The organism is Pseudomonas sp. SG-MS2 (assembly GCF_009933855.1).
Taxonomy (GTDB): Bacteria; Pseudomonadota; Gammaproteobacteria; order Pseudomonadales; family Pseudomonadaceae; genus Aquipseudomonas; species Aquipseudomonas putida_E.
The window spans coordinates 1-26,225 of sequence record NZ_MOMO01000067.1 but is presented as its reverse complement, the minus strand read 5'-3'; the positions used below and the strand labels follow the sequence as shown (position 1 = coordinate 26,225).

At 63.5% G+C, this 26,225-nt stretch carries 22 protein-coding genes and 1 pseudogene; 14 read left to right on the top strand and 9 right to left on the bottom strand.

Annotation, left to right across the window (positions count from 1 at the left end; translation table 11 throughout):
- The 6 genes from BLX42_RS05350 to BLX42_RS05325 all read left to right on the top strand — a co-directional run.
- The coding region (locus tag BLX42_RS05350; RefSeq protein ID WP_161871299.1) for an amino acid permease at window positions 1-1,324 on the top strand (1,324 nt) is incomplete at its 5' end.
- 122 nt (window positions 1,325-1,446) lie between these two features.
- A complete protein-coding gene (locus BLX42_RS05345) occupies window positions 1,447-1,983 on the top strand; it encodes a 2,4'-dihydroxyacetophenone dioxygenase family protein (protein WP_046785581.1) in 537 nt (178 codons plus the stop codon).
- Window positions 1,984-2,080: 97 nt separating this feature from the next.
- Complete coding sequence (locus BLX42_RS05340) at window positions 2,081-2,986, top strand: LysR family transcriptional regulator (RefSeq protein WP_046785582.1); 906 nt, start codon at window positions 2,081-2,083, stop codon at window positions 2,984-2,986.
- Window positions 2,987-3,057: 71 nt separating this feature from the next.
- Entirely contained in the window at window positions 3,058-4,320 is a 1,263-nt protein-coding gene (locus tag BLX42_RS05335) for an aspartate aminotransferase family protein (protein WP_161871298.1), read from the top strand.
- Window positions 4,321-4,505: 185 nt separating this feature from the next.
- Entirely contained in the window at window positions 4,506-5,732 is a 1,227-nt protein-coding gene (locus tag BLX42_RS05330; protein WP_161871297.1) for an MFS transporter, read from the top strand.
- Window positions 5,733-5,821: 89 nt separating this feature from the next.
- The gene (locus tag BLX42_RS05325; protein WP_161871296.1) at window positions 5,822-6,739 is read left to right on the top strand and encodes a pyridoxal-phosphate dependent enzyme; all 918 of its coding nucleotides are present in this window, start codon (window positions 5,822-5,824) and stop codon (window positions 6,737-6,739) included.
- Window positions 6,740-6,790: 51 nt separating this feature from the next.
- Here the strand turns inward: BLX42_RS05325 and BLX42_RS05320 are convergent, their stop codons facing one another.
- Entirely contained in the window at window positions 6,791-7,249 is a 459-nt protein-coding gene (locus BLX42_RS05320) for a metallophosphoesterase family protein (protein ID WP_046785586.1), read from the bottom strand.
- A gap of 236 nt (window positions 7,250-7,485) precedes the next feature.
- Here BLX42_RS05320 and BLX42_RS05315 point away from each other — a divergent pair, with 236 nt between their 5' ends.
- Both BLX42_RS05315 and BLX42_RS05310 read left to right on the top strand, forming a co-directional pair.
- A complete protein-coding gene (locus BLX42_RS05315) occupies window positions 7,486-8,583 on the top strand; it encodes a carboxynorspermidine decarboxylase (RefSeq protein WP_119688762.1) in 1,098 nt (365 codons plus the stop codon).
- A 32-nt stretch (window positions 8,584-8,615) separates the two neighbouring features.
- Window positions 8,616-9,860, top strand: coding sequence for a saccharopine dehydrogenase family protein (locus BLX42_RS05310; RefSeq protein ID WP_039602482.1), 1,245 nt, complete (start codon window positions 8,616-8,618; stop codon window positions 9,858-9,860).
- A gap of 77 nt (window positions 9,861-9,937) precedes the next feature.
- Here BLX42_RS05310 and BLX42_RS05305 read toward each other — a convergent pair whose 3' ends face one another.
- Window positions 9,938-10,984 carry a class I SAM-dependent methyltransferase gene (locus BLX42_RS05305; protein ID WP_115275161.1) on the bottom strand — a complete coding sequence of 349 codons (1,047 nt, stop codon included), beginning with the start codon at window positions 10,982-10,984 and terminating at the stop codon, window positions 9,938-9,940.
- A gap of 231 nt (window positions 10,985-11,215) precedes the next feature.
- On the opposite strand from BLX42_RS05305, the gene BLX42_RS05300 reads away from it, so the two are divergent.
- From BLX42_RS05300 to BLX42_RS05290, 3 genes are all read left to right on the top strand, one after another.
- Entirely contained in the window at window positions 11,216-12,436 is a 1,221-nt protein-coding gene (locus BLX42_RS05300; protein WP_115275162.1) for a putative DNA modification/repair radical SAM protein, read from the top strand.
- Window positions 12,427-13,269, top strand: coding sequence for a TIGR03915 family putative DNA repair protein (locus tag BLX42_RS05295; RefSeq protein WP_161871295.1), 843 nt, complete (start codon window positions 12,427-12,429; stop codon window positions 13,267-13,269). Before BLX42_RS05300 ends, BLX42_RS05295 begins: the two co-directional genes overlap by 10 nt.
- A gap of 165 nt (window positions 13,270-13,434) precedes the next feature.
- Window positions 13,435-15,603 carry a TonB-dependent siderophore receptor gene (locus tag BLX42_RS05290; protein WP_161871294.1) on the top strand — a complete coding sequence of 723 codons (2,169 nt, stop codon included), beginning with the start codon at window positions 13,435-13,437 and terminating at the stop codon, window positions 15,601-15,603.
- A 74-nt stretch (window positions 15,604-15,677) separates the two neighbouring features.
- Here BLX42_RS05290 and BLX42_RS05285 read toward each other — a convergent pair whose 3' ends face one another.
- The 3 genes from BLX42_RS05285 to BLX42_RS05275 all read right to left on the bottom strand — a co-directional run bounded on the left by BLX42_RS05285 (window position 15,678) and on the right by BLX42_RS05275 (window position 18,383).
- Window positions 15,678-16,649 carry a biotin-dependent carboxyltransferase family protein gene (locus BLX42_RS05285; RefSeq protein ID WP_161871293.1) on the bottom strand — a complete coding sequence of 324 codons (972 nt, stop codon included), beginning with the start codon at window positions 16,647-16,649 and terminating at the stop codon, window positions 15,678-15,680.
- Complete coding sequence (locus BLX42_RS05280) at window positions 16,646-17,533, bottom strand: allophanate hydrolase subunit 1 (RefSeq protein WP_046785593.1); 888 nt, start codon at window positions 17,531-17,533, stop codon at window positions 16,646-16,648. The genes BLX42_RS05285 and BLX42_RS05280 overlap by 4 nt, the downstream gene beginning before the upstream one ends.
- Window positions 17,534-17,624: 91 nt before the next feature.
- Window positions 17,625-18,383, bottom strand: coding sequence for a 5-oxoprolinase subunit PxpA (locus BLX42_RS05275; protein WP_119688758.1), 759 nt, complete (start codon window positions 18,381-18,383; stop codon window positions 17,625-17,627).
- Window positions 18,384-18,502: 119 nt separating this feature from the next.
- Between BLX42_RS05275 and BLX42_RS05270 the strand changes: the two genes are divergently transcribed.
- The 3 genes from BLX42_RS05270 (at window position 18,503) to BLX42_RS05260 (ending at window position 22,313) form a co-directional block, all read left to right on the top strand.
- Complete coding sequence (locus tag BLX42_RS05270) at window positions 18,503-19,420, top strand: LysR family transcriptional regulator (RefSeq protein WP_046785595.1); 918 nt, start codon at window positions 18,503-18,505, stop codon at window positions 19,418-19,420.
- Window positions 19,421-19,508: 88 nt separating this feature from the next.
- The gene (gene treS, locus BLX42_RS05265) at window positions 19,509-21,575 is read left to right on the top strand and encodes a maltose alpha-D-glucosyltransferase (RefSeq protein ID WP_161871292.1); all 2,067 of its coding nucleotides are present in this window, start codon (window positions 19,509-19,511) and stop codon (window positions 21,573-21,575) included.
- 120 nt (window positions 21,576-21,695) lie between these two features.
- A complete protein-coding gene (locus BLX42_RS05260) occupies window positions 21,696-22,313 on the top strand; it encodes a riboflavin synthase subunit alpha (protein WP_161871291.1) in 618 nt (205 codons plus the stop codon).
- On the opposite strand, the gene BLX42_RS05255 is transcribed toward BLX42_RS05260, so the two are convergent.
- The 4 genes and pseudogenes from BLX42_RS05255 to BLX42_RS05240 form a co-directional block, all read right to left on the bottom strand.
- The gene (locus BLX42_RS05255; RefSeq protein WP_161871290.1) at window positions 22,314-23,018 is read right to left on the bottom strand and encodes an SDR family oxidoreductase; all 705 of its coding nucleotides are present in this window, start codon (window positions 23,016-23,018) and stop codon (window positions 22,314-22,316) included. It lies immediately after the preceding gene.
- 114 nt (window positions 23,019-23,132) lie between these two features.
- Entirely contained in the window at window positions 23,133-24,023 is an 891-nt protein-coding gene (gcvA, locus tag BLX42_RS05250) for a transcriptional regulator GcvA (RefSeq protein WP_161871289.1), read from the bottom strand.
- 34 nt (window positions 24,024-24,057) lie between these two features.
- Window positions 24,058-25,560, bottom strand: coding sequence for a glycine betaine/L-proline transporter ProP (gene proP, locus BLX42_RS05245; protein WP_161871288.1), 1,503 nt, complete (start codon window positions 25,558-25,560; stop codon window positions 24,058-24,060).
- Window positions 25,561-25,651: 91 nt separating this feature from the next.
- Window positions 25,652-26,225, bottom strand: a pseudogene (locus tag BLX42_RS05240) (porphobilinogen synthase); the annotation flags it as partial.

The following is a 26,225-nucleotide window of genomic DNA, read 5'->3' as shown; positions in this document are numbered from 1 at the left end:
AATTGGCGCCGGCCTGTTCGTGGGCTCCAGCAACGCCATCGTCACCGCCGGGCCGGCGGTACTGGTGGCGTACCTGATTGCCGCGGCGATCGTGGTGCTGGTCATGCAGATGCTCGGCGAGATGGCCACGGCGCGGCCAGACACCGGCTCGTTTTCCTCCTACGCCGACCAGGCCATCGGGCGCTGGGCCGGGTTTTCCATCGGCTGGCTGTACTGGTGGTTCTACGTGCTGGTGATCGCCATCGAGGCCATCGTTGCCGGCAACATCCTGGGTGACTGGCTGGGCTTGCCGCACTGGCTCACCGCCTTTGCCATGACCTTGGTACTGGTCTTGTGCAACAGCCTCAGTGTCGGTTCGTTCGGTACGCTGGAGTATTGGCTGTCGCTGTTCAAGGTGGTGTCGATCGTCAGCTTCATCGGGCTCGGCGTGCTGGCGATCCTGGGCCTGATGCCCGGCTCGTCCACCAGCGGCATCAGCAACCTGTACGCCAACGGCGGCTTCGCCCCCAACGGCAATGTGGCCATCGTCGCTGCGCTGCTGACCGCGATGTTCAGCTTCCAGGGCAGCGAGGTGGTGACCATCGCCGCCGCCGAATCACCCGACCCCAAAGCCAACATCAAAAAGGCCATCCGGGCCGTGGTGTGGCGCCTGGGCCTGTTCTACCTCGGCTCGATGTTCGTGGTGGTGTGCCTGATCCCGTGGAACGCCCCGGGCCTGGCCCAGGGCTCGTACCAGGCGGTGCTGAACGCGATGAACATCCCTTGGGCGCCGGGCATCATGAGCATCGTGGTGCTGGTGGCCGTCACCAGCTGCCTGAACTCGGCCATCTACACGGCGTCGCGAATGGTCTATTCACTGGCGCGCCGCGGCGATGCGCCCGACGCTGTTTCCCGCACCACCGCCCAGGGCGTGCCGCTACTGGCTGTGGCCCTGACCTCGGCGGCCGCACTGGCGGCGCTGGCCGCCAACTATCTGCTGCCGGCCCAGGTGTTCCAGTTCCTGCTGGCCACCAGCGGTGCACTGGCCCTGCTGATGTACCTGGTGATCGCCATCACCCAACTGTGCATGCGCCGCAAGCTGGTTGCCCTGGGCAGGCCACTGGCGGTGCGCATGTGGCTGTTCCCTTGGCTGACCCTGTTCACCATCGCCTTGATCGTCAGCGTGTTCGCCATCATGGCGGCGTTCCCCGGCCAGCGGGCCGAGTTGCTCAGCACCCTGGGGCTGACGGCCGTGCTGGTGGCCATCGGCGTCTACCTGCAAAAGCGCCAGCCGGCGCTGTCGGCCCAGCGCAGCGCCTTGCAGTTCGAGGCCTGCCAGCCATGACCCCGCGTCACAGCAGCTGTGCCGAGCAAGCCCTTTTTCGCCCTGCAGCGCATCCCTAAGCTGCCTGCAACCCCGGCCCTGAACGGGCCGGGGATTCAAGAAACCCAACTGTGGAAGCCCTCATGAGCATTGCCCCCAAACCCGACGAACTGGCCATCCCCTATCAACTGCCGCAAGTACCGTTCATGTCCCCCGACATGGTCCACCCCGGTGTACTCGGCAAGTGGCTCGAAGACGACCAACTGTGGGTCCCGGTGACCGCTTCGGTATCGTTCAAGCCCTTGCTGCTGAGCGTCTCTGGCGGCTATTACATCAACCTGCTGCGGGTGCGCCAGAGCGGTGTGCTGTCGCGTCACCGCCACACCGGCGGCGTGCATGCACTGGTGCTCAAGGGTCGCTGGTACTACCTGGAGCACGACTGGGTCGCCGAGGAAGGCTCGTTCGCCTTCGAGCCACCAGGCGAAACGCACACCCTGTTCGTGCCGCAGGACGTCGAAGAGATGATCACCTGGTTCCACGTGCAAGGCGGTTACACCTATGTCGACCCACAAGGGGTCGCCGTGGGGTACGAGGACGTGTTCACCAAGCTTGAGGCCGCCCGCGCCCACTACAAGGCGCTCGGCCTGCCGGACGATTACATCGAGCAGTTCATTCGCTGAACGGCCACCACGCCACCCGACCCGCGTATCCCGATGCACGCGGGTTGCCACCCCGACGCGGCGCTGCCAGCATTCTGCTGATCACCGGAGGCAGAACATGGACAACTACTCACAACTGCTGGCCTTCCTCGGCGCTGCCGAACACGGCAACTTTTCTGCTGCGGCGCGTGCTTGCGGCATGACCCCGTCGGCCATCAGCAAGCTGATCTCGCGCCTGGAAGACCGCCTGCAGGTGCGCCTGTTTCAGCGTGGCACCCGCAGCCTGACGCTGACCGAGGAAGGTGCCGCCTACCTGGTCAGTGCCCGTGCAGTCAGCAATGCCATGGCCGAAGCCGACTCGCTGGCCGAGGCGTTTCCTACCCGCGTCAGCGGCACGCTGCGGGTCCACACCATGACCACCTTCGCCAAGCACCAGATCATCCCCTGGCTGCCGGAGTTCCTGGCTGCCTACCCGGGGCTGACCGTGGATATCCAGGTTGGCGCGCAGTTCAGCGACCAGTTCGACCAAGGGCTGGACGTGGCGATCCACAGTGGCGTGCTGCCCGACTCCTCGCGCATCGCCCGCAAGATCGGCCAGAGCCGTTGGATCCTCTGTGCATCGCCCGCCTACCTGGCCGCGCACGGCACACCTGCACACCCTGGGCAGCTGTTGCAGCACACCTGTTTTTCCTTTGGTTTCAGCAGCGTGTGGAACACCTGGGGGTTCGTGGTCGATGGCCAGGCCATCACCGTACCGGTGGTTCCCAAGGCCACGTTCGCCCAGGGCGACCTGCTGCGCGACCTGGCGCTGGGCGGCGCCGGCATCGTGCGCCTGGCGGAGTTTCATATTGGCCAGGACATCCAGGAGGGCCGCCTGGTCCCTCTGCTGCAGGCATACGCCCAGGACAGCGTCGAACCGCTCTACATGATCTACACCAATCGCAAACACCTCAGCCCGCGAATCCGCGTGTTCCGCGACTTTCTCGAACAGAAGCTCGCCAGCAGCCCGTGGAACACCCGCTGAGGGGACGAAATCCTGCCAGCAGAACCTGACCCGCCGTCAGCCCTGCTGCGCACCATTACACAGAGGTACTCATGCGCAATCTCGTAGGCGATGTTTCCAGCGCCGCCCGTATCCTGCCGGCACTCGACGGTCAGGCCCTGTTCATCCGCAACGGCAAAGGGCCGTACCTGTGGGATGACCAGGGCCAGCGCTACATCGATACCGCACTGGGCTTCGGCGCCGTACTGCTCGGCCATGCCGATGACAGCGTCAATGCGCAGGTGGCCCAGGCCCTGGGCGACTCCGCCTCGCCCTCTTGGGCCCACGTGCGCGAACATTCTGCAGCCAGTGCGCTGGCAGCGCACACCGGCGCACTCAGCCGCGTGATCTTCACCAACTCCGGCAGCGAGGCCGTGCACCTGGCCTGCCGCGCTGCCCGCGCTTACACCGGGCGCGGGCGAATCGCCAAGATGGCAGCCGGTTTCGACGGCTGGTTCGACGATGTCAGTTTCGGCAACGTCGGCTCGCCCGAAGCCGCGTTCGCTGATGGCGAGCGCCCCTCGACAGGCCGTACCACACTGCTGCGTTTCAACGACTTCGACGATGTGGAGCGGTTGTTCGCGCAGGACCAGGACATCGCTGCCGTGCTGCTGGAGCCGATGCTCGCCAACGCCGGCTGCATCATGCCAGCGCCAGGTTACCTGCAGCATGTGCAGGCCGTGGCTCATCGTCATGGCGCACTGGTGATCAGCGACGAAGTGCTGATGGGCTTTCGCCTGCATGCCGGCCTGGCCAGCTTGCAGGCAGGCCTTGACCCGGACATCGCCAGCGTCGGCAAAGCCATCGGCAACGGCGTGCCGGTATCGGCCATCGTCGGCAAACCGCACATTCTGGCGGGCTTCGAAGAGGGCAAGGTGCTGCGCGGCGGAACCTTCAGCGGCAACCCGATGGCCTGCGCAGCGGTGCTCGCCACGCTGGCAAAACTGGACAGCGCCGCTTACCCACAGCTGATCGAGCGTGGCGAGAAGCTGCGCCACGCCGTGCAGGCGATCTTCAAGGCCCAGGGCATCACCATCAGCACCAGTGGCTACGGCAACGTGTTCGCCATCTGGCCGTCCGAACGCGCGCCATCCGACTATGAAGAAGCCGCCGCGCTCGCCGACACCGCGTTCAGCCAGGCGCTGCACCTGGCGCTACGTGCCGAGGGCGTGCTGGTGATGCCCTCGCCGTATGGCCGTATCTACCTGTCGTTCGAGCACAGCGATGAAGTCGTCGATCAGATAGCGCACGCGTTCGAAGCAGCAGCAGCGCGCCTGGCTCCACGTTTTGCAGGGGGTGGCGTCAACACCCGATGACGTGAGGGTGCAGTACACAAGCAATCAGAAAGGCGCCTGCATGGGCGCCTTATCAATCGCACTGATGATCACTATCGAAAGACCCGCCTGTCGGCCTGGCAGACAGGCCCCGTATACTCCTCCCCGAATTCTCCCCGCTCCACGCGCCTGCTCAAGGCGACACTCCCCTTCTGGAACCCCGCACCATGTCAAATACCAGCCCGGCCCCAAGTGGCCTCCCCGAACACAGTCAGCAAAGCGTCAAACAGCAGTGGCTGGCGATACTCTCGGTCGCCGTGGGTGCCTTCGCTTTGGTAACCAGCGAGTTTCTGCCGGTAGGCGTATTGAACGATGTCGCCAGTGACCTGGGCATAAGTGCAGGCCACGCCGGCCTGATGGTCACCCTGCCCGGCATCATGGCCGCCCTCGCCGCGCCCTTGCTGTCGGTGGGCATCGGTGCCCTGGACCGGCGCTACCTGCTGATCGGCCTGACGCTGATCATGATCATTGCCAATGCGGTGGTGGCCTATGCCAGCGACTTCAACCTGCTGCTGTTCGGCCGCGTTTTGCTGGGCATCAGCATCGGCGGTTTCTGGGCTACCGCCATTGCCCTGAGCGGCCGCCTGGCACCCAAGGGGGTGGGCGTTGCCCAGGCCACCTCGATCATCATGGTCGGTGTGACCCTGGCCACTGTGCTGGGCGTGCCGGTAGGCACCTGGCTCAGTGGCCTGCTGGGCTGGCGCATGACTTTTCTGGTCACCGCCCTGGTAGGCGTACCGGTGCTGCTGGCGCAGATCCTGCTGCTGCCGCGGCTCAACCCGGACAAGGCCATCCGCATCAGTGACCTGCCGGCGCTGTTCATCAACCCACAAGCCCGGGTGGGCCTGATTGCGGTATTGCTGATCGGCCTGGCGCATTTTGCCGCCTACACCTACGTCGCGCCCTTCTTCAAACAGAATTCCGGTTTCGATGGGCCGACCATCGGTTCGCTGTTGCTGCTGTATGGCGTGGCCGGGGTGATGGGCAATATCTTTGCCGGTTTCGCCGCCAACCAAAGCGTGCGTCACACCCTGTTGCTGGTCGCGTTGATGATCGGCATCAGCACCGCCCTGTTCCCCCACTTCGCCACCGGTATGACTGGCGCGGCGATGCTGATCGCGCTCTGGGGCTTCGCCTTCGGCGCCTTTCCGGCCTGTGCCAGCATCTGGATGTTTGTCGTTGCACCCAAGGATGTCGAACGCGGCATGCCACTGTTCGTCGCCATGTTCCAGGTGATCATCGCGCTGGGCTCGTTCTTCGGCGGGCAGATCGTCGACCAGATGGGCAGCTCGGTGCTGCTGAGTCTGGCCACGGCGCTGGTGGGCTGTGGGTTTGTCACGGTGCTGGTGCTGGGGCGCAGCGTCAGCAATAGCGCTGTGGCTGAGGCTTGCTGACAGGCAGGGTGCAATCACCACGAATTCAACGACATGCAACTGGCATCCCGCGTTACCATTGACCCCTACCCGAAGCATGGAGCTAAGCGATGACCCTGCATATCCACACCCCTCTGATCGAATCCCGCCCGCTGTCGCTGGCCGCTGGCCGCTCGATCTGGCTCAAGCTCGACGCGCTTCAGCCCTGTGGCTCGTTCAAGCTGCGTGGGGTGGGCCATGCCTGCGAAGTGCACCATGCCCGGGGCGCCCGCCACTTCGTGTCCTCATCCGGTGGCAATGCCGGCTTGGCGGTAGCCTACGCCGGGCGCCAGCTGGGTGTGCCGGTCACGGTGGTAGTGCCTGAAACCACCACCGATCGCGCCAAGGAACTGTTGCACCAGGAGGGTGCCAAGGTGGTGGTGCATGGCAGCTCGTGGCAGGAGGCCAACGCGTTGGCGCAAACCCTGGTCGGGCCGGACGATGCCTTTATTCACCCCTTCGATGACCCACTGCTGTGGGCCGGGCATGCCAGCCTGGTGGATGAAGTTGCGGCAACCGGGTACAAGCCCGATGCGGTGGTGCTGTCGGTGGGCGGCGGCGGCCTGCTCAGTGGCGTGGTCGAAGGGCTCAGGCGCAACGGCTGGAACGATGTCCCTGTGCTGGCAGTGGAAACCGACGGGGCGGCCTCGCTGCACGCGGCGGTACAGGCAGGTCACCCGGTAGAGCTGGAGCGCCTCACATCGGTGGCGACCTCGCTGGGCGCCAAGCGTGTTGCCGACCAGGCCCTGGCGTGCGTGCAGGAGCACCCGGTGCACAGTGTTCTGGTCAGTGATCGCGCGGCGCTTGAAGCATGCGAGCGGTTTCTGGCAGACCACCGGGTGCTGGTGGAGCCTGCCTGCGGGGCGGCATTGGCGTTGGCTTATGAGGCCGCGAAGCTGGACGGTTACCAGAATGTGCTGGTGGTCGTTTGTGGGGGTGCTACGGCCACGCTGAAACAGATTCAGGACTGGTTGAAGCAGGTCGCCTGAGGTTGCCTTCACGGCCCTGATCGCCGGCAGGCCAGCGATCAGGGCAGAGCATCACCCAAGCAATTGAATGATGCGCGGCGCCAGGTGCTCGCCCTCGATGTCAATGACCGCCACCGTGACCGGCAACTTGAACCGCCGCGGCCCGGCACTCCCGGGGTTCAGGTACAAGCGCCCTTGCCGCCAGTCGATCAATGGCTTGTGCGAATGCCCAGTGATCACCACGCGCACCGCCTCATCCAGTTCGGCCGGTACATCGGCAATGTCGTGCACCAGCAGTGTCTGCCACCCCTGCATGTCGAAGTATCGCTGATCGGCCAATCGAGCTGCCCAGGGCAGCGTCAGGTCGTTGTTGCCGCGCACCACCTGCACGGGCGCCAACGCCTGGAGTGCCTCAATGATTTCAGGCTTGCCGATATCACCGGCATGCACGATCAGTTCGCAACCGGCCAGCGCATCAAGCGCCTCGGGCCGCAGCAAGCCGTGGGTGTCGGAGATGACGCCAGTTTTCATTCATGGCTCCTGTGCGGGTCTGCTGCGTTGCAGCTACTCATCGGATTCTCCTTCAAATGCGCAGCCGGTGATTAGGATGGTCATACTGGCCTGTTCCAATGAGCTCGCCGCAATCGGAAAAATTCCGGCCTGTCGGCAACGACCTCGACGAAATGCATATCTCGCCCTTTCGGTATGCAGCAAGTGAAGGCACAATGCGTGTCCTTTTTTTGGCCGGCCTGGCCGGGGGCCTTTAAATGATCAAGACGCCGTATTACCTCATCGATAAAACCAAGCTGCTGAGCAACATGGAGAAGATCGCCTACGTGCGCGAACACTCCGGTGCCAAGGCGCTGCTCGCCCTCAAGTGCTTCGCCACCTGGTCGGTCTTCGACCTGATGCAGCAGTACATGGACGGCACCACGTCCTCGTCGCTGTACGAGCTCAAGCTCGGCCGCCAGAAGTTCGCCGGCGAGACCCACGCCTACAGCGTGGCCTGGGCCGACGACGAGGTCGAGGAAATGCTCGAGAACTGCGACAAGATCATCTTCAACTCGATCGGCCAGCTGCAGCGCTTCGCCGAGCAGTCCGAAGGCAAGGTCCGCGGCCTGCGCGTCAACCCGCAGGTCAGCAGCTCCGACTACCTGCTGGCCGACCCGGCCCGCCCGTTCAGCCGCCTCGGCGAGTGGGACCCGGAGAAGATTGAGAAGGTCATCTCGCAGATTTCCGGCTTCATGTTCCACAACAACTGCGAGAACGGTGACTTCGGCCTGTTCGACAAGATGCTGACGCACATCGAAGAGCGCTTCGGCCACCTGCTGCACAAGGTCGAGTGGGTCAGCCTGGGTGGCGGCATTCACTTCACCGGTGAAGACTATGCCGTCGATGCGTTCTGCGCGCGCCTGAAAGCCTTCGCGCAGACGTACGGCGTGCAGGTCTACCTGGAGCCGGGCGAAGCGGCCATCACCAACAGCGCCTCGCTGGAAGTGACCGTGCTCGACACCCTGTACAACGGCAAACACCTGGCGGTGGTCGACAGCTCGATCGAAGCACACCTGCTCGACCTGCTGATCTACCGGCTGAACGCCAAGATGGCCCCCAACGATGGCGAGCACACCTACATGGTCTGCGGCAAATCGTGCCTGGCCGGCGACATCTTCGGCGAGTACCAATTCGATCGTCCGCTGGCCATCGGCGATCGCCTGTCGTTCATCGACACGGCGGGTTACACCATGGTCAAGAAAAACTGGTTCAACGGTTTGAAGATGCCATCCATCGCGGTCAAGCAGCTCGACGGCAGCGTCGAAGTGGTGCGCGAGTTCGGTTTCGAAGACTACGTTTCCAGCCTGTCGTAAGACCGGCTATCAAGTAAGGAGCAAGGGATAAATTGAAGAAGAACGTTCTTATCATTGGTGCAGGAGGTGTCGCCAAGGTGGTGGCCCACAAGTGCGCGCAGCATAACGACGAACTCGGTCGTATTGCCATTGCGTCGCGGAACATCTCCAAATGCCAGGCCATCATCGACAGCGTCAAGGCCAAGGGTAGCCTCAAGGTACCCGCCGACATCCAGGCCTTCTCGCTCAACGCCCTCGATGTCGAGGCAACCAAGGCACTGATCCGCGAGACCGAATCGCAGATCGTGATCAACGTGGGCTCCGCCTTCCTCAACATGTCGGTGCTGCGTGCCTGCATCGATACCGGTGTCGCCTACCTGGACACCGCGATCCACGAAGAACCGGGCAAGATCTGCGAGACGCCGCCCTGGTACGGCAACTACGAGTGGAAACACCTCGAAGAATGCCAAGAGAAGAACATCACCGCCATTCTCGGCGTCGGTTTCGACCCGGGTGTGGTGAACAGCTACGCAAAACTGGCGCAGCAACAGTATTTCGACAGCATTGATTCGATCGATATTCTCGACGTCAATGCCGGGTCCCACGGCAAGTACTTCGCCACCAACTTCGACCCGGAAATCAACTTCCGCGAGTTCACCGGGCAAGTATGGAGCTGGCAGAACAGCCAGTGGACCAGCAACACCATGTTCGAGGTCAAGCGTACCGACGACCTGCCGGTCGTGGGTTCGCAGAACCTGTACCTGACCGGTCACGACGAGGTCCACTCGATCTCGAAGAACCTGAACGTGCCGAACGTGCGCTTCTGGATGAGCTTCGGCGAGCACTACATCAATGTGTTCACCGTGCTGAAGAACCTTGGCCTGCTTTCCGAGCAACCGGTCAAGACCGCTGAAGGCCTGGAAGTGGTGCCGCTGAAAGTGGTCAAGGCCGTGCTGCCTGACCCGGCTTCGCTGGCCCCGGGCTACACCGGCAAGACCTGCATCGGTGACCTGGTCAAGGGCACCAAGGATGGTCAGCCGCGTGAAGTGTTCATCTACAACGTGGCCGACCATGAAGAGGCCTACGCCGAGACTGACAGCCAGGGTATCTCCTACACCGCCGGTGTACCGCCAGTGGCTGCAGCCCTGCTGGTTGCCCGTGGCGAGTGGGATGCCAAGCGCATGGTCAACGTCGAGGAGCTGCCAGCCGAGCCGTTCCTCAAGGCGCTGGACGTCATGGGCCTGCCGACCCGCGTGAAAGATGAAAAAGGCGATCGTCCTTGGGACGCTGAAGCCTAAGCAGCAAGAGAAGGGGCGCCAACAGAGCGCCCCTTCTTTTTGTCTGCACCGGCCTCATCGCCAGCATTGATCTACGCCTACTTCCTGGCTTCCAGTATCAGGTTGAACGGTGTCTGTGTCGCCCGCCGGAACTGCGTGAACCCCGCCTCCTCGAACACCGCCCGCAAGCGCGCCTCCCCGGCCTGTGCGCCCAGCCCCAGCCCAACCTCCTGAGACAGCGAATTCGGTGTACAGATGAATGTCGACGCGGCATAGAACAGGCGACCGACCGGCGTCAGGTTGCCGTCCAGCGTGTCCTCGGCATAGGGTTCCACCAGCATCACCGTGCCGCCGGGCTTCAACGCCTGGTAGGCATGCCGTGCAGCGCCAACGGGGTCGCCCATGTCGTGCAGGCAATCGAAGAAGCACACCAGATCATGATCGCTGCCCGGGTAATCCTTGGCCGACGCCTGCTGGAAACTCACCCGCTGGGTCAAGCTGGCCTCACTGGCGCGTTCGCGGGCCGTGCTGATGGACGGCGCATGGTAGTCATAGCCGATGAAGGTCGATGCCGGAAACGCCTGAGCCATGACCAGCGTCGAAGCGCCATGCCCGCAACCGACATCCGCGACCTTCGCGCCGGCCTGCAGCTTGGCCACCACACCGTCGAGCGCCGGCAGCCAGTCGGCCACCAGGAAGGTGCGATAGCCGGGCCGGAAGAAACGCTCGGTACCGCTGAACATGCAGGGGTGATGGTCGCCCCAGGCCAGCCCGCCATCACCGCGCATGGCAGCCACCAGCTTGTCCTTGTCATGGAACAGCGCGGCCACCACCGCCGCGCCACCCGCCATATAGGCCGGTGAGTCCTCCAGCGCCAGTGCCATGGCCTGTTCCTCGGGCAGCACGAAACTGCCCTGGTCATGGACCATATAGCCGGACGCGGCCTGCGCGTTGAGCCATTCGCGCACCAGCCGTGGGTGGCAGCCGGTCCGGGCCGCCAGCACCTCGGGGGTGACCGGCTGACTATCGGCCATGGCCCGGTACAACCCCAGTTCGTCGCCGAGTATCACATTGGCCAGGGTCGCCGCAGCGCCCATGTCTCCCACCAGCTTGCCCATGAAATCCTGAAGCTTTGCCTCGTCCATGACCTGCCCTCCTCTGCAAGAAGGCCACCGTCAGCGAGGGATGTCCGGTCCGGGGTCGCGGTGGTCGGATTAAGGTGTGAGAGCCCGCCGTTATGGAAACCGCGGCGGGCTGTTTGTAAGTTTAGATGTCCTGACTGAGCGGGTCGGAACGTTTGACAGGGCTGCTGCGCCACTTGCATTCAGTCCATTCTCAAAATACTGTATGAATATTCAGTATCACGAGACACCCTCATGCAGCTCATTGCCAAGCTTGGCATCCTCGCCGATGCCGCCAAGTACGACGCGTCCTGTGCCAGCAGTGGCGCGCCCAAACGCAGCTCGCGCGGCAGCGAGGGCCTGGGCGCCACCAATGGCATGGGCATCTGCCACAGCTATACACCGGACGGGCGCTGCGTTTCGCTGCTCAAGGTGCTGTTGACCAACTTCTGCCTGTACGACTGCCAATACTGCGTCAATCGCCGCTCCAGCAACGTGCCGCGGGCACGTTTCACGCCCGAGGAGGTGGTGCGCCTGACCCTGGATTTCTACCGGCGCAACTGCATCAGCGGCCTGTTCCTGAGCTCCGGCATCATCCGCTCGGCCGACTACACCATGGAACAGTTGATCCGCGTGGCGCGCCTGCTGCGTGAGGAGCACAACTTCCGGGGTTACATCCACCTCAAGACCATCCCCGACGCCGACCCACTGCTGATCGAGGAAGCCGGGCGCCTGGCCGACCGCCTCAGCGTCAATATCGAACTGCCCACCGATGCCAGCCTCAAGCGCCTGGCACCGGAAAAACACGCTCACACCATTCGCCAGGCCATGGGCGTGATCCACCAGGGGCAGCAAGCCGTGGCGGGCGAACCGAAGGCACCGCGTTTCACCCCGGCCGGGCAAAGCACCCAGGTCATCGTCGGCGCCGACGCCACTGACGACAGCACACTGCTGCGCAACGCCGAGTCGCTGTACCAGGGTTACGGCCTCAAGCGCGTGTATTACTCAGCCTTCAGCCCGATACCCGACAGCCCCGGCAGCGTGCCGCTGGCAGCCCCACCGCTGCTGCGCGAGCACCGCCTGTACCAGGCAGACTTCCTGTTGCGCGGCTATGGCTACAAAGCGGGTGAGTTGCTTGGCCAGGAGGGTAACCTGGCGCTGGACATAGACCCCAAGCTTGCCTGGGCGCTGGCCAACCGTGAGGTGTTTCCGCTGGATGTGAACCGTGCCGAGCCCGCACTGTTGGCACGCATCCCCGGCATCGGCCTGCGCAGTGTGCAGCGGCTGGTGGCGCTGCGCCGTGAACGGCGCGTGCGCTACGACGACCTGATCCAGCTGCGCTGCGTGCTCGACAAGGCCCGGCCATTCATCATTACCAGCGACTACCGCCCAGGCCAGGCGGAGCTGCGCAGCGGCCTGCTGCGCGAGCGCCTGCGTGAACCACAGGCGCCGGTGCAGATGGGGTTGTGGGGGTGATCGCGCTCGACTGTGACGAGCACTTCAGCACCTGGCGCGACCAGGCCCGCACGCTGCTCGGGCACGGCATCGACCCGGCGCAAGTGACCTGGTCGCAAGGCCCGATCGACGACCTGCTGGCGGTGCCTGCCCCCCTGCCAGACGGGCCCGGCCCGTTCCGCGCCAAGGTACCGGCAGCGCTGTTGAGCCTTTTGGAACAGGCATCGCGCTACCGGGGCGAGCAACGCTGGAACCTGCTGTACGAAGTGCTCTGGCGCGTGGCCCACGGTGACCGCACGGCAATGCTTGCAGGCGACCGCCTGGGCAGTGAACTGCACCGGCGTATCAAGCAGGTCAGCCGTGAAGCACACCACCTGCATGCGTTCGTACGTTTCGTGCCGTTGCCGCCAGCACTTGCCGAGCAGCTGCAACTGGACCTGGTCGCCTATCACGAGCCGGCCCATGACATTCTGCTCAGCGCCAGCGCGCACTTCGCTGACCGCCTGGGGCGCCAGCGCTGGTTGATCGCCACACCGGGGGACGGTATTCGCTTCGACGGCCAGGGTTTCGAATATCAGCGGCACTGCCCGGACGCTTGGCGGCAGTGGGCGCGCAATGCCGACGACCCGGGTGCCGAGCTGTGGCGGACCTACTACCGCCATACCTTCAACCCCGCCCGCCTCAACCCGGATGCCTTGCGCCTGCACATGCCGGGGCGTTTCTGGCGACATTTGCCAGAAGGCATGCTGATCCCGCAACTGGAAGGGTTGGCGCGCCAAGGCAAGCAACGTGATGGCCAGGCAGCGGAAGTGGCTGTGCAGCAGGGCAAGACGATAAACCGCGCTGAACCCTGATCCCCTCTGCACGAAGCCGCCTGGCCACCGCCACAAATGTGAAAAAAAGGTAAAAATTCCTACATCCCAATCTTTCAAGGGCAGGCAAATCCTGACAAACTGATTGTTAATCGTTCTCATACACATCTTTAATAACGTTTAACAATGTACAGGAACCCACCCCCCATGCCGTCGCCACTCGCGCCCTCGCGCAATTTCCCTGCCCGCAACCTGCTCGCCATGGCCGTGTGCATGGCCATCGTCACACCGGCCCTGGCCGAAGACGACCAGCCCACCACGCTGGTGTTGGGCGCCACCGAGATCAGCTCCGATCGGCTGGGCAGCACCACCGAGGGTTCGCAGTCCTACACCACAGGTTCCATGGCCACCGCCACCAAGCTGCCATTGAGCCTGCGTGAAACACCGCAGGCGGTGACCGTGATTACCCGTCAGCGCATGGACGACCAGGCGATGACCAGCATCAACGACGTGGTCAAGGCCACGCCAGGGCTGTTCCTTGACTATTCCGGCGGTCCAGGTCGGCAAAACTACATCTCGCGTGGCTTTGACATCGACAACCTGATGTACGACGGCATTCCGAGCGGTTACAAGCCGTATACCGTAGGCGCCCAGCCTAACCTGGCCATGTTCGACCGCGTCGAGATCGTCCGCGGCGCGACCGGCCTGATCACCGGCTCCGGCAACCCTTCGGCGGCCATCAACCTGGTACGCAAGCGTCCGCTGGCCGAACAGAAGGTCACCCTGACCGGCGCCGCTGGCAGCTGGGACGACTACCGCGGCGAAATCGATGCCTCCAGCCCGCTCAACGACAGTGGCACACTGCGCGGCCGCGTGGTGACGTCATACCGGGGGGCCAACAGCTACATCGATGACGTCGAAGAAGACCACGGCCTGTTCTACGCAATCACCGAGGCGGACCTGTCCGAAGACACCACCCTGACCCTCGGCTTCTCTCACCAGAAAGACCAGACCAACAACTTCTGGGGCGCCATGCCAACCGCCCTGAACGGCCACCACATGGACTTCTCGCGTTCCTACAACCCAGGCAGTGACTGGGAGAACAAGGACCAGGAGATCAACACCGTATTCGCCGAAGTGCAGCAGCGCCTGGCCAATGACTGGAAACTTCAGGTCAACGCCAACTATTCCCAGCAAGACGGCACCTTCACCGGCTCCTACCAGTCGCGCTGGGCCGGGCTCAATAAGCCGTTGTCCCGCACCGCTTACCAGTCCAAGCACCAGGAAAACCAGGCCGGCCTTGACGGCTTCGTCAGCGGCCCGTTCGAAGCGTTTGGCCGCACCCACGAGCTGGTGGTGGGCGCCAGCAAGCGCATCTACGACATGGACACACGCAACTACAGCCCATACGACACCAACTGGCCGATCGATGGCGGCAAGCCGAACTTCGTGCACACCAACAACGTACGCGAAGTCACCACCCAGGAAGGCGTGTACATGACCACCCGGCTGAGCCTGGCCGATCCGCTGAAGCTGATCCTGGGCGGCCGCCTGGACTGGTATGACTATGACAACAAGGAAAGTGCCAGCGCCGATTACAAAGTCACGCGCAACGTCACTCGCTACGCGGGCCTGATCTACGACCTGGACGATCATCACTCGGTGTATGTCAGCTACAGCGACATCTTCAACCCGCAGGAGTACAAGGACGCTTCCGGCAGCCCGCTCAAGCCGGTCGAGGGCAAGAACTATGAAATCGGCGTCAAGGGCGAGTACTTCGATGGCGCCCTCAATGCCAGCGTGGCGCTGTTCCGTATCGACCAGGAAAACCGTGGCGTTTCGCAGACCGACCTGGCCGGCTGCAGCGACCCGACCAACTGCTACGTCGCCTCTGGCGAGGTACGCAGCCAAGGTATCGACATGGAGCTGCAAGGTGCGCTGACCCGCAACTGGCAGGTCGGTGCCGGCTACACTTATGCCCGCGTCCACACCCTCAAGGACGCCGCCAACCCAGGCAACGTCAACCAGCGCTTCGACACCGATACCCCCGAGCACCTGTTCAAGCTGACCACCACCTACCGCTTCGAGGGCCCGCTTGAGAAGCTGCGCATCGGTGGCAACATCTCCTGGCAGAGCCGCATCTACAACGACTTCACCGTTGCCGATGGCAGCGAGTACCGCCTGGTCCAGGGGTCGTACGCGGTCACCGACCTGATGGCCGGCTACCAGGTCAACAAGCACCTCGACCTGCAACTCAACGCCAACAACGTGTTCGATCGCAAGTACTACTCGGCTGTGGCCAACTCGGTCAACTATGCCGGCGACACCTGGGGCGCGCCGCGCAACATGATGCTGACGGCCAAGTACAGCTTCTGACCTGACGGGTTGCCAGCCTGTACCGGACGCTTCGCAGCACAACCCGCGAAGACGCCGGTACAGGCCCCCACCAATCAGCCGAACAATTTGCTCAGATACCCCAGCCTCTTCTTATACGACCGCCGCGCCTCAAGCGCATCGTCCATGCTCACCGGCAAGAACCGCGCCTGCTGGTTCGGCTGCATCTGCCCGATCAGGTCCAGGTCGGCACTGATCACCGTGCCGATCATGGCGTACCCACCACCTGACACTGCATCGCGGTGCAGAATGATCGGTTCCAGCCCGGCTGGCACTTGTATCGAGCCGATCGGGTAGCAGCTGTCGACGATATTGGATGGGTCCGAACCTGCGCCGAATGGCTGCTCTCGCGGCTGGAAACTCAGTGCGTTGCCGCCCTTGTAGCGGTAGCCGATGCGGTCGGCTTCGGAGCCCACCGTCCAGGCATCGGTGAAAAAGCTTTTCGCCGCAGCATCAGTCAGGCGGTGGAAGTACAGCCCCGGCACCACGCGCAACACCACTTCCCCACCCAGTGCCTGGCGCAGCGCCATTGGCAAACTGGCACCAGCACGGGCTTTGGCGCTGGGCACACCGACCGGCAATACATCGCCTGCCAGCAGCTTGCGACCGTGAAAACCACCCAGCGCGCCCAAGGCGTAAGTGGACCGGCTGCCCAGGACTTCTGGCACATCGATGCCGCCCGCGACTGCCAGGTAGGCACGTGCCCCGGCTGTGGGGAAGGCGAAGCGCAGCACCTGGCCTGCCCTGACTGCAAACGAAGTGTCAGGGCGCTGTTCGCGGCCATCGAGCAGCACCGGCATCTGTGCGCCACACACTGCCACCACGGCATCCTGCAGAAACTCCAGCTCCGGCCCCACCAGCGCACATTCAAGGCCAGCAGTACCCGCCGGGTTGCCGACCAGCTGATTGGCGGCGCGCAACGCATATTGATCAAGCGCACCGGAGGGCGGGATACCCAGGTGGTAATAGCCTTCACGGCCCAGGTCCTGCACCGAGGTTGCCAGGCCAGGTTTGAGTACCTTGATCATGCCAGCACCTCCTGCAACGACTTGGGATAGCCGACCGGGTCGGCCAGGAAAGCATCGAGGGAAAACTCTACCGGGCGAATGCGCAGGTCGAAACGGCCGTCCTCGACATCCGCCACCGCCTGGTCGTAGGCCTGACGGTCGATGGGTTTGAACTGCACGATGTCCCCTGGGCGGAAGAACACCATGTGCTCCTTCAGGTAGTTCAGGCCCTGCTGCGGGTCGTAGATCGGCGCCGGGGTAACGCCGAACATCTGGTAGCCCCCTGCCCCGCGCACCGAATAGATGCAACCGAAACAACCGCCGTGGCCCAAGGTCAGCTTTGGCGTGTCGGTGCGTGGGCGCAGGTACTTGGGCACCTGCAACTGGCGCTCGCGCTCGACCATCTGGAACATGAACGGCAGGCCGGCGACGAAGCCGACCATCGACACGAACCAAGGCGCGCCACTGTGCGCGGCGATGAACGCATCGACATCGGCCAGGCCATTGATGCGCGCCGCGTATTCGAGGTCGGTACTGTTCGGGTCTTGGTGGCGGTCGCGAAAGCGCATGAGGGTTTCATGGGTCCAGGGGTCGTTGTACAGCACCGGGATCTCGATGATCCGGGTGTGCAACGCGCGTTCGGCAACCGCCTCGGCCTCTGCACCGCGCACCGCTGCAAGCAGCACATCGGGGGCGATGCGGTCGGGGTCGAAGCGGATCTGGAACGAGGCGTTGGCCAGGCAAATGTCCAGCACGCCCTCCAGCGCCAGGCGCTCCACCGCCCGGGTGACGGCCATGCCTTTGAAAAAGGCCTGGAGCGACATGCTGTCGCTGACCTCGGCAAACAGGTGCTCGTCGGCACCAAAGCTGTAGCGGATCGGGGTACTGGCAAGCGGCTCGGCCATGTCTGCTCCTTTTTTGGAATCTTTATCGTAAGGCAGGCAAAAACAATGCAGTGCAGCGGCACCGGTGTCTGGGCACCGGGTGCCTTGAACCTCAACGGGGCGTGCGCACCTCGATGCCGGCGGCGTCCAGCGCAGCGCGCGTGGCTTCGACAAGGTCGAGCGCGCCGGGTGTATCACTGTGCAGGCAGATCGAGTCGAATTCGATGGCCAGGTCCTGGCCCTCGACCGTGCGTACCACGCCCTCGCGGCAAGCCCGCAGCACGCGCTCGGCGACCGCCTGCGGCTCATGACCACGCACATTGCGGGTAAACACGATGGAGCCGCTCAGGTCGTACTCGCGGTCAGCATAGAACTCACGCACCACCGGCTGGCCGAGTGCCTGCGCAACCCGGCAGATCACCGAGCCAGGCATGCAGTACAGCAACAGCTGCGGCTCGATCACCTGCAGGTTCTGCACCAGCAACCGGGCGGCTTCCTCATCACGGGCCAAGTGCATGTACAGGGCACCATGGGGCTTGATGTGTTGCAGTTTCACGCCCTGCGCACGGGCGATTTCACGCAGCGCGCCCAACTGGTAGAGCATATCGTCGACCAGTTCCTGGGCCGGCGCGTTGATGTGCCGGCGGCCAAACCCGACCAGGTCACGAAACCCCGGGTGAGCGCCTACCGCCACGCCCAGCGCCTTGGCCCGCTCGACGGTGCGACGCATGGTGCCAGGGTCGCCGGCATGAAAGCCGGTGGCGATGTTGGCCGAACTGATGAAGGCCATCAGTTCGTTGTCGACGCCGTCGCCGATGGTCCACGGGCCGAAACCCTCGCCCATGTCAGAATTGAAGTCTACTGCCTGCATGCCTACGCTCCCGGTGCTTGTGACGGTGTGAAGGTCACGTTAGATTCTCCACAACCCCCTTGGGAAGATCTATAAACAGATAGGGTGTCTTCTGAAAAACAGATACCCAGGAGTCTCCTGTGTCACTGACCTTGCGCCAGGTTCGCTACTTCGTCGCCACCGCCGAGATCGGCCAGATCTCCCAGGCCGCCATCCACCTCAACATTTCCCAATCAGCGGTCACTACCGCGATCAAGGAACTGGAGGCAATGCTCGGGGTGTTGTTGTTCCAGCGCTCGGCGCAAGGCATGAGCCTGACCGATGCGGGCCGGCATTTTCTCAACCGCGCCTATGTGATCCTGCGCAGTGTCGATGACGCACTCAACAGCCCGCTGCCGGACGTGCGCGCCAGTGGCTTGCTGCGCCTGGCGGCGAGCTACACGGTGATCGGCTATTTCCTGCCGCACCACTTGCAACGCCTGGAACACTGGCACCCGGACGTAAACCTGCAGGTACACGAGCAGGAGCGCAGCGCCATCGAGCAAGGCCTGCTGGAAGGCCGCTTCGACATGGCGGTGGTGCTCACCGCCAACCTCACCCACCCGGATATCGTGTCCGAAACCCTGTTCAACTCCGAGCGCCGGCTGTGGCTGCCCAGCCACCATCCATTGTGCGAGCGCTCTACGGTCAGCCTGGCCGATGTTGCGCGTGAGCCGTTCATCCTGCTGACCGTGGACGAAGCCGAGCAGAGCGCCATGCGTTACTGGGAGCTGGCCGGCCAGCGGCCCAGCGTGCGGGTGCGCACCAGTTCGGTCGAGGCGGTGCGCAGCATGGTCGCCAATGGGAGCGGCGTGGCGATCCTGTCGGACCTGGTGCACCGGCCCTGGTCGCTCGAAGGCAAGCGCATCGAGACCGTGACCATCAGCGACCCGGTAACGCCCATGAGCGTGGGCCTGGCCTGGCACCGCGAGCGGGCATTCAGCCCGGCGATGCAGGCCTTGCGCGACTACTTCCATGGTGCTTTCCTGGCGCCGCAACAGTTGTCGGCTCGGCGCTGAATGGCCAGGGCCTTGAGACCTGAGCCGAACGTTCCGGCGCCGTCGTCGTCATAACTTGGCCGGTGCCGCCACGCAGAGAGGACGCGAAATGACTCAACCAGACCCGTCATACGTCAAATGGCTCGAAGAGCGTTCCATGCTCAAGGCCTCGCAGGAGCGGGCCCGACTGTATTCCGGCCAGTCTCGCCTGTGGATGAACCCCTACGCCGAAACGCAGCCACGCCGCGCCACCGACATTGCGTCGGTATGGCTCACCGTCTACCCCGACGCGATCATCGCGCCTGAAGGCTGCTCGGTGCTCGGCGCGCTGGGCCACGAAGCCTTGTGGAAGCGCCTGTCGGAAATTGGCGTGCAGGGCATTCATACCGGCCCCATCAAACAGTCCGGCGGTGTCAGCGGGCGCGATTTCACCCCCAGCGTGGACGGCAACTTCGACCGCATCAGCTTCGACATCGACCCGCTCTACGGCAGTGAACAAGAGCTGGTGCAGATGAGCCGCATGGCGGCGGCGCACAATGCCGTGACCATCGACGACCTGATCCCCTCGCACACCGGCAAGGGCGCCGATTTCCGCCTGGCCGAGCTGGCCCACGGCGCCTATCCAGGGCTGTACCACATGGTCGAGATCCGCGAGGAAGACTGGCCGCTGCTGCCAGACGTGCCCCCTGGCCGCGACTCGGTCAACCTGCTGCCCGCACAGTGCGACGAGCTCAAGGCACACCACTACATTGTCGGCCAGCTGCAACGGGTGATCTTCTTCGAGCCTGGCGTGAAGGAGACCGACTGGAGCGCAACGCCACCGATCACCGGTGTCGATGGCAAGACCCGGCGCTGGGTCTACCTGCACTACTTCAAGGATGGCCAGCCGTCGCTGAACTGGCTGGACCCAAGCTTTGCCGCCCAGCAAATGATCATTGGCGACGCCCTGCATGCGCTGGACTGCCTGGGCGCGCGCGGCCTGCGCCTGGATGCCAACGGTTTTCTCGGGGTCGAGACCTGCGCCAGTGGCACCGCCTGGTCGGAAAGCCACCCGCTGTCGCTCGTCGGTAACCAGCTGATCGGCGGCATGATCCGCAAGGCTGGCGGGTTCAGCTTCCAGGAGTTGAACCTGACCCTGGACGACATCGCACAAATGTCCAAAGGCGGCGCCGACCTGTCCTATGACTTCATCACCCGCCCGGCGTACCAGCATGCACTGTTGACCGGCGATACCGAGTTCCTGCGCCTGATGCTCAAGGAAATGCACAGCTTTGGCATCGACCCGGCGTCGTTGATCCACGCCCTGCAGAACCACGACGAGCTCACCGTCGAGCTGGTGCATTTCTGGACCCTGCACGCCCATGACATGTACCTGTACCGGGGCCAGACCCTGCCCGGCAACATCCTGCGCGAACATATCCGCGAGGAAATCTACGAACGCCTCTCGGGCGAACACGCCCCTTACAACTTGCGCTTTGTCACCAACGGCATCTCCTGCACCACCGCCAGCCTGATCACGGCGGCGCTGGGCATCCGTGACCTGGACCAGATTGGCCCGGCGGATATCGAGCTGATCCAGAAGGTGCACCTGTTGCTGGTGATGTACAACGCCATGCAGCCCGGTGTGGTCGCACTGTCCGGTTGGGACCTGGTCGGCGCCCTGCCGCTGCCGGCCGAGGCGGTGGCGCAAAAGATGGCCGATGGCGATACCCGCTGGATACACCGTGGCGGCTACGACCTGGCCGGGCTCGATGCGCAGGCCGAGGCATCGGTGCGTGGCATGCCGCGCGCACGCGCACTGTACGGCAGCCTCGACCAGCAGCTGGAAAGCAGCGATTCGTTCGCCAGCAAAGTTAAAAAACTGCTCGCCGTGCGCCAGGCCTACGGTATTGCCAGCAGCCGCCAGGTACTGGTGCCCGAGGTCAGCAGCCCGGGGCTGCTGGTGATGGTGCACGAGCTGCCGGCCGGGCGTGGCATCCAGATCAGTGCGCTGAACTTCGGCCAGGAGGTGATCGCTGAAGAGCTGCTGCTGACCGGCTTCACGCCCGGGACGGTGGTGGACATGATCAACGAGACGGTCGAAGGCGACCTGACCGAGGATGGGCGGCTGATGATCAACCTGGACCCGTATGAAGCCTTGTGCCTGAGAATCGTCAACAGCAGTGGGCACATCTGAGGCTGTATCAGCTACACCTGTGGGCGCCGGGTTGCCGGCGCTCACGGTCCGCCCGGCTTGCTTTTAAAGCTCCAGGGGCATAGTTTCCGGGCATCATTTACCGCGCCCAGGAGCAACTCCATGTACACCGGCATCGTCCAGGCCGTCCGCCCCCTGCTTGCTGTGACCACCTACCCGGGCCACAACCAGTTCACCATCGACCTTACCCCCGAACTGCTCGACGACCTGAAGATCGGCGCCAGCGTGAGTGTCGAGGGCACCTGCCTGTCGGTCACCGAGATTGACGGCACCCAAGTGAAGTTCGACGCCATGACAGCCACCCTGGAGCGCACCAACCTGCGCTGCTTCAAGGCAGGCCAAGGCGTGAACATCGAGCGCTCGGCGAAAATGAACGCCGAAGTCGGCGGCCACCTGATGGCCGGCCACGTCGCCACCACCGCCGAGATCGTCGAGCTGTCGATCAAGGAAACCGGCGCCTTCATCACCTTCCGCATGCCGCCGCTGTGGGCCAGATACGTGTTCCCACGCGGGTTTCTCGGGGTCAACGGCTGCAGCCTGACCGTCGCCGACGTGGAAGACACCTTGGTCACCATCAACCTGATCCCGGAAACCCTGCGCCAGACCACTTTCGCCACCTACCAGGCCGGTGAACTGATCAACATCGAAGTGGACCACCAGACCATGGTCCTGGTCGATGTGGTGGAGCGCACACTCAAAGCCACGCTGGCCCGTGCCTGATCAAATGCTGCGGGTAATACCGCCATCGACCCTGATGTTCTGCCCGGTGATGTATGCCGCGCCATCGCTGGCCAGGAAGGCAACGGTGGCGGCGATTTCCTCGCTGCTGCCATAGCGCTTGAGCGGCACGCTGTCACGGCGCTGGTCTGTGGCCGGCAGGCTGTCGATCCAGCCCGGCAGTACGTTGTTGATGCGGATGTTGTCCGCAGCATAGGTGTCGGCGAAGATCTTGCTGAACGCCGCCAGGCCCGCGCGGAATACGGCCGAGGTGGGGAACATTTCGTTCGGCTCGAAGGCCCAGGCGGTGGAAATGTTGATCACTACCCCACCCTGCTGGCGCTGCATGATTGGCGTGACCAGCCGCGTCGGGCGGATGACATTGAGCAGGTAGGTCTCCATGCCCTGGTGCCAGTCTGCATCGCTGATTTCAAGGATCGGCGCGCGCGGGCCGTGGCCTGCACTGTTGACCAGCACATCGATACGGCCCCATTTGGCGACTACGGCATCGACCAGGCGCTTGATGTCGTCGTTGCACTGGTTGCTGCCGGTCACGCCAATCCCGCCCAGCGTCTCGGCCAACGCCTCGCCCTTGCCAGACGACGACAGGATACCGACCTTGAAGCCGTCGGCAGCCAGGCGCCTGGCTGCCGCGGCGCCCATACCGCTGCCGCCGGCGATCACGATTGCTACTTTTTCGTTGGACATGAAGCCTCCGGGTCAACCCTGCGGTGTGCATGGGTAATGGGCCCAGACTAGCACCTGGCCTGCGTTGCCAGAGAGCCAGAAAAGCTTCGACTAAGCGATAGATTTTCTACTGTATTAAAGCATCGCCTGCGCCAGCAGCCATGCCCGCACCGTTGCCAGTGCCGGCGGTTGGTGGGCATTACGCGGCCACACCAGGTAAAACGCCTGCTGCAAGTCCAGCACTTGGTCAAAGGCAAGGGCCAGGCGCCCGGCGCGCAGGTCGCTATGAACGAAAAACTCGCTGGCCAGGGCAAGACCCTGCCCGGCAATCGCTGCATCGATGGCGAGTGACGTCTGGTTGAACCGCACATTCTTCGCACCCGGCGGTAAATGCCGGTGGAATACCTCGGCGATGAAGTCCGGCCAGAAGTTGTGGGCATCATGCAGCAACGGGTAACGCTGTAACTGCTCCAGATCCTCGGGCTTGCCCAGTTGCTCGAGCAGCGCCGGGCTGGCGACGGCTACCACGCGCTGGGCAAGAAACGGCTCGGTATGCAGCCCCGGCCCGAACGGTGGTACGCCGTAACGCACGGCAATATCCACGCCCTCTGGGCGGAACTGAGAGACTCGGTCGGTGGCCAGCACCTGCAGATCGATGTCCGGGTGCTGCTGCGCAAACGACGACAATCTGGGGATCAGCCACTTTGCCGCGAAGGTCGGTGTGACACTTACCGTCAGATGCGACGCATCCGGGCGCAGCGCCTGGGTGGCGCTGCCGATCAAGGCAAAGGCGCTGCGGATATCGACACTGTAACGCTGGCCGGCGCCTGTCAGGCTCAGGCCCCTGGGCAAGCGCTCGAAAAGCTTGATCCCCAGGTTCGCTTCAAGCCCGCGGATCTGCTGCGCCACGGCGGCCTGAGTTACCCCAAGTTCGTCAGCTGCCAGGCGGAAATTGAGGTGGCGCGCCACCACCTCGAAAACACGTAGCCCATTGAGCGGCGGCAGCGCGGAAAACCCTTCGGCCATACAGTTTATCTACTGGGAGAACTGGCCTTGTACCTTACTCGATGCGCGGGTGTTGCTGCACCAGCGACTTGCGCTTGGCCTCAAGCTCGGCAATCTGTTCGTCGATGTCTTCGATCTTCTGCTCGATGTTGTCGTGGTGCTCCTGCAGCAGCTCACGCGCTTCATCGATATCCGATGCCGCCGGGGCGGCGCCACGCAGTGGCTTGTTGGCGGTTTCTTTCATGGTCAGGCCGGTAACCAGGCCGATGGCGGCAACCACCATCAGGTAGTAGGCCGGCATGTACAGGTCGCCGGTGCTCTCTACCAGCCAGGCAGCCAGGGTTGGGGTCAGGCCGGCGATCAGCACCGAAATGTTGAAGGCGCTGGCCAGGGCGCTGTAACGAATGTGGGTGGGGAACATCGCTGGGAGGGTCGAAGCCATCACGCCGATGAAGAAGTTGAGCAACACGGCGATGATCAGCAAGCCGGCGAAGATCACCCCGAGCACACCGCTGTTGATCAGCATGAAGGAAGGGATGGCCAGGGCGAACAGACCGACACTGCCGACAATGATGAACGGGCGGCGGCCCCACTTGTCGCTGAGCAGGCCGATGATCGGCTGCACGAACAGCATGCCGACCATGATCGCGATGATGATCAGCACACCGTGGTCTTCGCTGTAGTGCAGGTTGTGCGACAGGTAGCTGGGCATGTAGGTGAGCAGCATGTAGTACGTGACGTTGGTGGCGATCACCACGCCAATGCACGTCACCAGGCTGCGCCAATGTTTAGTGGCGACTTCCTTGAACGACACCTTGGGTCCCGAGGCCAGGCCTTCGCGGTCACCCTGTTCAAGTTTTTCGACATGCTGCTGGAACGCCGGGGTCTCTTCCAGCGCATGGCGCAGGTAGAGGCCGATGATGCCCAGCGGCAAGGCCAGGAAGAACGGCAGGCGCCAGCCCCATTCAAGGAATTTTTCCTCGCCCAGGAAGGTGGAAATCAGCACTACCACGCCAGCGCCAAGGACGAAGCCGGCGATCGAGCCAAAGTCCAGCCAGCTGCCGAGGAAGCCGCGCTTGCGGTCGGGTGCGTATTCGGCGACGAAGATCGAGGCGCCGGTGTATTCACCACCCACCGAGAAGCCCTGGGCCATTTTCGCCAGCAGCAGCAGGATCGGCGCCCAGATGCCGATAGAGGCGTAGGACGGTATCAAGCCGATGGCGAAGGTACTGAGCGACATGATCACAATGGTCGCGGCGAGGATCTTCTGTCGGCCGAACTTGTCGCCCAGGGCACCGAAGAACAGCCCGCCCAGCGGGCGAATCAGGAACGGAACCGAAAAGGTGGCCAAGGCCGCGATCATCTGTACGCTGGGGTCGGCGTTGGGGAAAAACACCTTGCCCAGGGCGTAAGCGACAAAGCCGTAAACGCCGAAGTCGAACCACTCCATGGCGTTGCCCAGTGCAGCGGCAGTGATCGCCTTGCGCATCTTGGCGTCGTCGACGATGGTGATGTCTTTCAAGCCGATCGGCTTGACGGTTTTCTTGCGTGATTTCATCCCTGTGTCCCTGTCACTGAGGCTCTTTGGCATCAGATACACAGGGACACAAAATAATTCCACACTCAGCGATTTCTCGCGTGTATTGGCCTCAGATGCCTTCGCGGGCCAGGTCCATGGCGAAGTAGGTCAGGATCAGGTCGGCACCGGCACGCTTGATCGCGCCGATGCTCTCGCGCACCACTCGCCCTTCGTCGATGGCGCCGGCCAGGCCGCCGAACTTGATCATCGCGTACTCACCGCTGACCTGGTAAGCCGCCAGCGGCAAACGCGACGCAGCGCGAATGTCGGCGATCACGTCCAGGTAGGCACCCGCCGGTTTGACCATCAGCACATCGGCGCCTTCCTGCTCGTCGAGCAGCGACTCGCGCACCGCTTCGCGGCGGTTCATCGGGTTCATCTGGTAGCTCTTGCGGTCGCCCTTGAGCGTGGTGCCACCGGCTTCACGGAACGGGCCATAGAGCGACGAGGCGAACTTGGTGGAGTAGGCCATGATCGCGGTGTCGTGAAAGCCCGCGGCATCCAGTGCACCACGGATGGCCTGAACCTGACCGTCCATCGCCGCCGACGGTGCGATGAAATCGGCACCGGCCGCGGCAGCGACCACCGCCTGCCTGCCCAGGTTGGCCAGGGTGGCGTCGTTGTCCACACCATGGTCGTGCAGC

Bases quoted from the DNA above. Each gene is read 5' to 3' on its own strand.
- BLX42_RS05345 (WP_046785581.1), top strand. From the start codon at position 1,447: ATGAGCATTGCCCCCAAACCCGACGAACTGGCCATCCCCTATCAACTG.
- BLX42_RS05340 (WP_046785582.1), top strand. From the start codon at position 2,081: ATGGACAACTACTCACAACTGCTGGCCTTCCTCGGCGCTGCCGAACAC.
- BLX42_RS05335 (WP_161871298.1), top strand. From the start codon at position 3,058: ATGCGCAATCTCGTAGGCGATGTTTCCAGCGCCGCCCGTATCCTGCCG.
- BLX42_RS05330 (WP_161871297.1), top strand. From the start codon at position 4,506: ATGTCAAATACCAGCCCGGCCCCAAGTGGCCTCCCCGAACACAGTCAG.
- BLX42_RS05325 (WP_161871296.1), top strand. From the start codon at position 5,822: ATGACCCTGCATATCCACACCCCTCTGATCGAATCCCGCCCGCTGTCG.
- BLX42_RS05320 (WP_046785586.1), bottom strand. From the start codon at position 7,249: ATGAAAACTGGCGTCATCTCCGACACCCACGGCTTGCTGCGGCCCGAG.
- BLX42_RS05315 (WP_119688762.1), top strand. From the start codon at position 7,486: ATGATCAAGACGCCGTATTACCTCATCGATAAAACCAAGCTGCTGAGC.
- BLX42_RS05305 (WP_115275161.1), bottom strand. From the start codon at position 10,984: ATGGACGAGGCAAAGCTTCAGGATTTCATGGGCAAGCTGGTGGGAGAC.
- BLX42_RS05300 (WP_115275162.1), top strand. From the start codon at position 11,216: ATGCAGCTCATTGCCAAGCTTGGCATCCTCGCCGATGCCGCCAAGTAC.
- BLX42_RS05290 (WP_161871294.1), top strand. From the start codon at position 13,435: ATGCCGTCGCCACTCGCGCCCTCGCGCAATTTCCCTGCCCGCAACCTG.
- BLX42_RS05285 (WP_161871293.1), bottom strand. From the start codon at position 16,649: ATGATCAAGGTACTCAAACCTGGCCTGGCAACCTCGGTGCAGGACCTG.
- BLX42_RS05280 (WP_046785593.1), bottom strand. From the start codon at position 17,533: ATGGCCGAGCCGCTTGCCAGTACCCCGATCCGCTACAGCTTTGGTGCC.
- BLX42_RS05275 (WP_119688758.1), bottom strand. From the start codon at position 18,383: ATGCAGGCAGTAGACTTCAATTCTGACATGGGCGAGGGTTTCGGCCCG.
- treS (WP_161871292.1), top strand. From the start codon at position 19,509: ATGACTCAACCAGACCCGTCATACGTCAAATGGCTCGAAGAGCGTTCC.
- BLX42_RS05260 (WP_161871291.1), top strand. From the start codon at position 21,696: ATGTACACCGGCATCGTCCAGGCCGTCCGCCCCCTGCTTGCTGTGACC.
- BLX42_RS05255 (WP_161871290.1), bottom strand. From the start codon at position 23,018: ATGTCCAACGAAAAAGTAGCAATCGTGATCGCCGGCGGCAGCGGTATG.
- gcvA (WP_161871289.1), bottom strand. From the start codon at position 24,023: ATGGCCGAAGGGTTTTCCGCGCTGCCGCCGCTCAATGGGCTACGTGTT.
- proP (WP_161871288.1), bottom strand. From the start codon at position 25,560: ATGAAATCACGCAAGAAAACCGTCAAGCCGATCGGCTTGAAAGACATC.